At 19.1% G+C, this 766-nt stretch carries 2 pseudogenes; both read right to left on the reverse strand.

Annotated elements, in window-relative coordinates:
• Positions 1-214 (reverse strand): annotated as a pseudogene (locus C6B38_RS10625) (IS481 family transposase); the annotation flags it as partial.
• Positions 174-766 (reverse strand): annotated as a pseudogene (locus tag C6B38_RS05960) (IS481 family transposase); the annotation flags it as partial. The pseudogenes C6B38_RS10625 and C6B38_RS05960, both read right to left, overlap by 41 nt.

Here is a 766-nt window from a genome sequence, read left to right on the forward strand (position 1 = left end):
TTAAAAATTGAGTAAAATTAGTTTCTTTAACAGTATTTTTTTGATTATTCCGATAATTATTAATAAATTCAGAACCGTTATCAGTTCTAATTCGTGTTATTTTAACACCAAATATATTTTTAAAATCACTAATTGCTTTTTTAACAGCAGCAATAGCATTATCAATACTCAATTTATCATAAACATATCCTAATGCTAATCTTGTTTTTTTCATCAATAAAATCATAAACATAATACTTTTTATCAACTGGAAATTTACTTGATACAAAATATTTAGCGTCCATCTGTAATAAACCTATTTCTTTAACTTCATATCTTGGATGTTGTTTTTTAATTTCTTTAATTTTATTTTTTATTTTTAATCATCTTTCATCTTTTTTAAGTCAACGAAAAAATGTTTTTAAATTTTTTGGTGCTTTATTTTTTAATTCTTCTCCATGAATTCCTTTTTTTAAATTATAAAACAAAGATAAAACACCACCAGCATGTTTATTACAATATTCAAAATATAAATCACAAATATTTTGACTAACATCATTACTATATTGATAATTAATATTATGTGGTAACGTTGATTTTAATAATAATTCATCAAAATCATTATTTTTATATGCAATTAAAATTTTATTCGCTCAATAATAAAAGGTTGAAAACTTATTTTTAAAATATTTTTTAATTAAATCTTTCAATAAAAATTTACCACTATTAACATAATAATCATTACATAAATTAATATATGAAAATATTTTTTGTTTTATTCTTTTAT

Source organism: Spiroplasma sp. ChiS (genome assembly GCF_002968355.1).
In the GTDB taxonomy this organism is placed as follows: Bacteria; Bacillota_I; Bacilli_A; order Mycoplasmatales; family Mycoplasmataceae; genus Spiroplasma; species Spiroplasma citri.